The 4,750-nt window shown below is 76.5% G+C and carries 2 protein-coding genes and 1 pseudogene; all 3 read left to right on the top strand.

Going from position 1 to position 4,750, the window contains the following annotated elements:
- A partial coding sequence (locus ABD317_RS33625) for an outer membrane protein assembly factor BamB family protein (protein ID WP_344295097.1) occupies window positions 1-1,275 on the top strand: 1,275 nt, incomplete at its 5' end.
- Between the two features lie 26 nt (window positions 1,276-1,301).
- Window positions 1,302-3,374, top strand: coding sequence for a protein kinase domain-containing protein (locus ABD317_RS33620; RefSeq protein WP_344295096.1), 2,073 nt, complete (start codon window positions 1,302-1,304; stop codon window positions 3,372-3,374).
- A 197-nt stretch (window positions 3,375-3,571) separates the two neighbouring features.
- Window positions 3,572-4,750, top strand: a pseudogene (locus tag ABD317_RS33615) (SCO5717 family growth-regulating ATPase); the annotation flags it as partial.

Below are 4,750 nucleotides of genomic sequence, written 5' to 3'. Positions count from 1 at the left end.
GCCAAGGGCCCGTCGCGGCGCAGGGTGCTGGCGCTCGCGGGCGCGGGCGCGGTGGCCGCCGGCGGCGCGGGGGTGGGGGCGTGGGCGTACCTCCGCGACGACGAGAAGAAGCCGGCGGCGAAGCCCGGCCCGAAGAAGCCGAAGGCGCCGAAGGAGCTGTGGACCCGGCCGGTGGTGGGCGGCGACGGCGCGTTCACCCTGGCCACCGGCGGCAACTACGTGATGCTGCTGACGAGCACCGGCGGCGGGCAGTTCGTGGACGCGCGCAACGGCAAGCTGCGCGGCATCGACGACCTGGCCACCCCCTCGCTGGGCATCATCGGCGACGACTCCGGCTTCTACTCCATCTCCAGCCGGAGCGCCTCGGGCGAGGGCACCTACGCCGTCTTCACCACCGACCCCGAGTCGGGCGAGCAGGCGGAGCACGTCGCCCTCCACGGCGCGGAGCTGAAGGGTACGGCCGCCGAGGGCCTGGAGAACGGCATCCTGCTGATGCGCGCGACCGCCCGCTGGGTCACCCGGGTCTACCGCGACAAGGAGACCAAGAAGCGCGTCGTCGAGAAGACGCCGTGGACCCCGCAGTTCGTGGCGGCGGAGATGGAGACCGGCAAGCTGTTGTGGGGGTTCGACAACGAGTCCCCCGACGCCGGCCCCTCGTACGCCACGGCCCTGACGAAGAACGAGGCGCTCATCCGCGTCGAGTCCACCCTGACCTGTCTCGACGTCCGGACCGGCGAGGAGCGCTGGACCTGGAAGGCGCCGGAGGCCGACCGCGACTCGCTCGCCGGCCTGCAGCAGTTCCCCACCGTCGCGGGCCACGTGCTCCTCGGCCTGCGCGACCTCACCGCGCTGAGGCTGTCGGACGGCAAGGTGGGCTGGACCCTCGGCGAGGGCCGCGACGCGCGCGCCGAACTCGGCCCGGACACCCGCCTCTACGGCACCCCCGCGGTCAAGGACGGCAAGGTGTACGTCGTCGAGAACGGCAACGGGCTCCTCGCCGTCGACGGCGCCAGCGGCGAGGTCGAGTGGGAGGCCGAGGCCGACTGGGCCGGGCCGCAGGCGTTCATCGTCGCGCCCGTGATCGGCAGGAAGTACGCGTACGTGGGCACCGGCGGCCGCGACTGGGTACGGGCGGTCGACCTCGACGAGCACCGGACCGCCTGGTCGTACCGGGGACCCGAGGACAACGAGCGCCCCATGGTCCTCAAACAGGACGACGCCAAGGTCGTCCTCGTCGTCACCGCGGCCGAAGTGCGCGGGCTCCCCCTTCAGTAGGAACTTCCACCAGGAGTGGTACGTCCATGAAACCCCTCGGCACCGGAGACCCGCTGCGCCTCGGCCCGTACCGCCTCATCGGCGTGCTCGGCGCGGGCGGCATGGGCAAGGTGTACCTCGGCCGGGACTCCGCCGGCCGGCCGGCCGCGATCAAGGTGCTGCGGCCGGAGCTGGCCCACCAGTCGAACCTGGCGCAGCGCTTCGTCCGCGAGGCGCACGCCGCGCAGGCCGTGCAGAGCCCCGGCGTGGCGCGGGTGCTGGGCGCCGAGACGGAGGGCGGACGGCCGTGGATCGCCTGCGAGTTCCTCGCCGGCCCGACCCTCGCCGAGGCCGTCGAACGCTACGGGCCGCTGGACGGCACCGCGCTGCGCGCGGTCGGCGCGGCGCTGGCGAGCACGCTCGCCGACATCCACGCGGCCGGTCTCGTCCACCGCGACGTCAAGCCGCCCAACATCGTGCTGACCGCGGCCGGCCCGCGCATCATCGACTTCGGCATCGCCCGCCCGGAGCACGGCCTGACGCTCACCAGCACCGGCGAGGCCCCGGTCACGCCCGGCTACGGGCCGCCGGAGCAGGTGCTCGGGCAGCGCGTCGGCCCGCCCGCGGACGTCTTCGCGCTGGGCGCCGTGCTCACCCTGGCGGCGACGGGGCAGACCGCGTACCGGGGCAGCCATGTGGCGGCGGTGCAGTACGAGGTGGTGCACGGCGAGCCGCGGCTCGAAGGGCTGCCGCCCGACCTGTACCCGCTGATCGCCCCGTGCCTGGCCAAGGACCCCGCGTACCGCCCCACTCCGCCGCAGATCGCCGCCGCCCTCGCCCCGCCGCCCGGCGCCGAGGCGGTGTGGCGGCAGGGTCCGCTCGCCGAGGACATCGCGGGCCGGGAGCACGAGGCGGGCCGCCTCGCCGCGCTCCCCGCGGCCGGCGACACCCAGGTGCCCGGGCCGTCGCGGCGGCGGCTCCTCGTCGGCCTCGGCGCCGGCGGCGCGGAGGTGGCGGCGAGCGCGGGCACGGCCGCCTGGTGGTTCCTGGGCAAGGACGACGGCGGCACGACGACGCGGCCGAAGCGCGACCCGTGGGCCGCGCGCCGGCTGAACAGCTACAGCGCCGGCAGCGCCCCCGCGCCGCTCTGGGGCCCGGTCGGCGGGCTCAACTCGGATTCGCCGCTGGTGCTTCCGCTGCACCAGGTGCTGGTCGTGGCGATGGCCGACGGCAGCCTCGCGGGCCTGGACATACGCACGGGCAAGGAGAAGTGGCGGCAGGACTCCGCGGTGGCGGCGGCCGGCGCGGCGGCGCTCGACGCGAACACCTTCGCCGCCGCGGACGCCGAGGGGGCGCTGTACGGGCTGCGCGGCCGCGACCGGCGCGAGCAGTGGTCGGCGCCGGACGCGCGGGCCGCGGTCGTGCTCGCGGGGGACGCCGACGGGGCGTACGTGACGACGAAGGACGGCGAGCTGCGCGCCGTCGGCGCGGACGGCCGGGAGCGGTGGACGGTCGAGTCCCCCGTCGGGTCCAGTGTCGGCAAGCCCGCGTGGGCCACGACGGCGGGCGGCACGCTGGTGCTGTCCGGCTCGGACGGCAGGCTCGCGGTGGTGGACACGGGCAGCGGCGACACGGTGTGGGACACCCCGAAGCGCAGTTCGTACGCGCTGCCGTGCGCGGTCGGCGGGGGCTTCGTGTACGCGGGCGGGGACGGGCTGACGGCGTACGCGCTGAAGGGCGACGGCAAACCGGAGTGGAACGAGAAGCCGAAGGGCGAGTACATCTGGAGCGCGCCGGCGCTCGACGGAGACCTGCTCTTCGCCGTGAACGACCTCGTGCTCACCGCCATGAACACGAAGACGAGGGAGACCGAGTTCACGGCGAAAGCGCTGGCGGTCGCGCTGAAGTACCCGCCGGTGGTCCAGGGGAACTCGGTGTGGTGCGGGACGACGGAGAACATCGACCCCGACGCGCTGAAGGTCTACGACATCGGCAAGGGCAGGATGGCGTGGGACGACCGCCGCACGTCGCGCGAGCGGGACGACTGGACCATCGCCGCCGCGAACAACCGGGTGTTCGTCCTCTACACCGGGTCGCTGACGGCGAACCCGGTGTTCTGACCGGTCGCCGCCCGCGGGCTCGCGGGCGGGTGCCGCGCACGCCGGGGGCCGAAGTGCTGAACGGTGACACATCCGTTGCCGATTGCGACAGTCCGGCCTGCCGAGGGGCTCGGTCCTCCCCTTAGGGTGGGAGAGGCACACGGCACCGGGCAGGCGCCGGCACGACCGCCGTGGTGCGAGGGGATTCGGGAGGCACTGTGAGCAGCGATCGGGACGAGAACGGCGCGGGCCGGACCAGCCCCGATGTCGAGCGGGCCGGTACGGAGCCGGAGGGCGCGGGCGAGTTCACCACCGCCCCGGCGCCAGCCGCCTGGTACACGCAGGGGGTGCCGGCCAGCACCCCGCGACACGACGAGCAGGCGGGCACCGGCTCGTCCCACGCCGGCTCGGCGATGCCCCCGCTGCCGAACGGCTTCACCGCCGCCCACGCCGCGGCCCCCGGGCCGGTGCCGGACTCGATGACGCCGCCGCCGTTCCTGCTGACGCTGCCGGCGGGGGCGCCGCCGGCGGTCGCGGAGCCGGACGCCGGGAACGAGGCCGCGGACGACGGCGCGGACGACACCGCGGACGGCGGCGCGGACGACGACCGGGACGCGGCGTACGACGACGAGGACGACGGCCCCGCCCCGTTGACGGCGGCGTCGGACCCGGGCGCGGTGGCGTTCGCGGCGCTGCCGGTGGCCCCGGCCGTACCGGAAGCCGGGACGGACGGCGACGACGGCCCGCCCGCGGAGGAGGCCGCCGGTGCCGAGGCCCCGGCGGAGACCGGGGAGTTCACCTCGGCCCCCGCGAGCGCGCCGAGCTGGTACGGGGGCGCCGCCGCGGCGACGCCGGCGGCCACCGACGACGCGGACGCCGGGGAGGCGTCGGCGTACGACGAGCAGGACGCGGGGTCCGCCGGGCCGGAGCCGGACCCGGAGCCCGCCGGTGCGGCGGACGACGACGGCGGAACCGGCGCCGCGTGGTCCGCCACCTCCGGGACCCCCGGGGACGAGGACTCCGCCTCCGGCGCCGCGTGGCCCTCCCTCCCGGAGACGGCCCCCGACGCACGGGCGGACGGGGACGACGGGACGGGCGCGGCGGACGGGACCGCGGACGACGGCGCCCGGCCCGGCGACACCTGGTCGAGCGCCGGGTCGGACACGGGGTGGCCCTTCGCGTCCGCGAGCACGACGACCGACGACGAACCGTCCGCGGCGACCGACGCCGCGGACGAGGCAGCCGGGCCGGACGCGGCGTGGCCCGCCATGCCCGCCAGCGCGCCCACCGCCGAGCCGGAGGCGGAGGCGCCCGGCACCGGCCCGCAGGATGACGGCACCGCGCCGGCGGCAGCCTGGCCCGGCACGTCCGCCGAGGCGGCGCCGGACAGCGCCGGC

The sequence above is a fragment of the Streptomyces synnematoformans genome (assembly GCF_039531005.1).
Lineage (GTDB): Bacteria > Actinomycetota > Actinomycetes > Streptomycetales > Streptomycetaceae > Streptomyces > Streptomyces synnematoformans.
The sequence above is the reverse complement of the archived record's forward strand: the minus strand, read 5'-3'. Positions and strand labels throughout refer to the sequence as shown.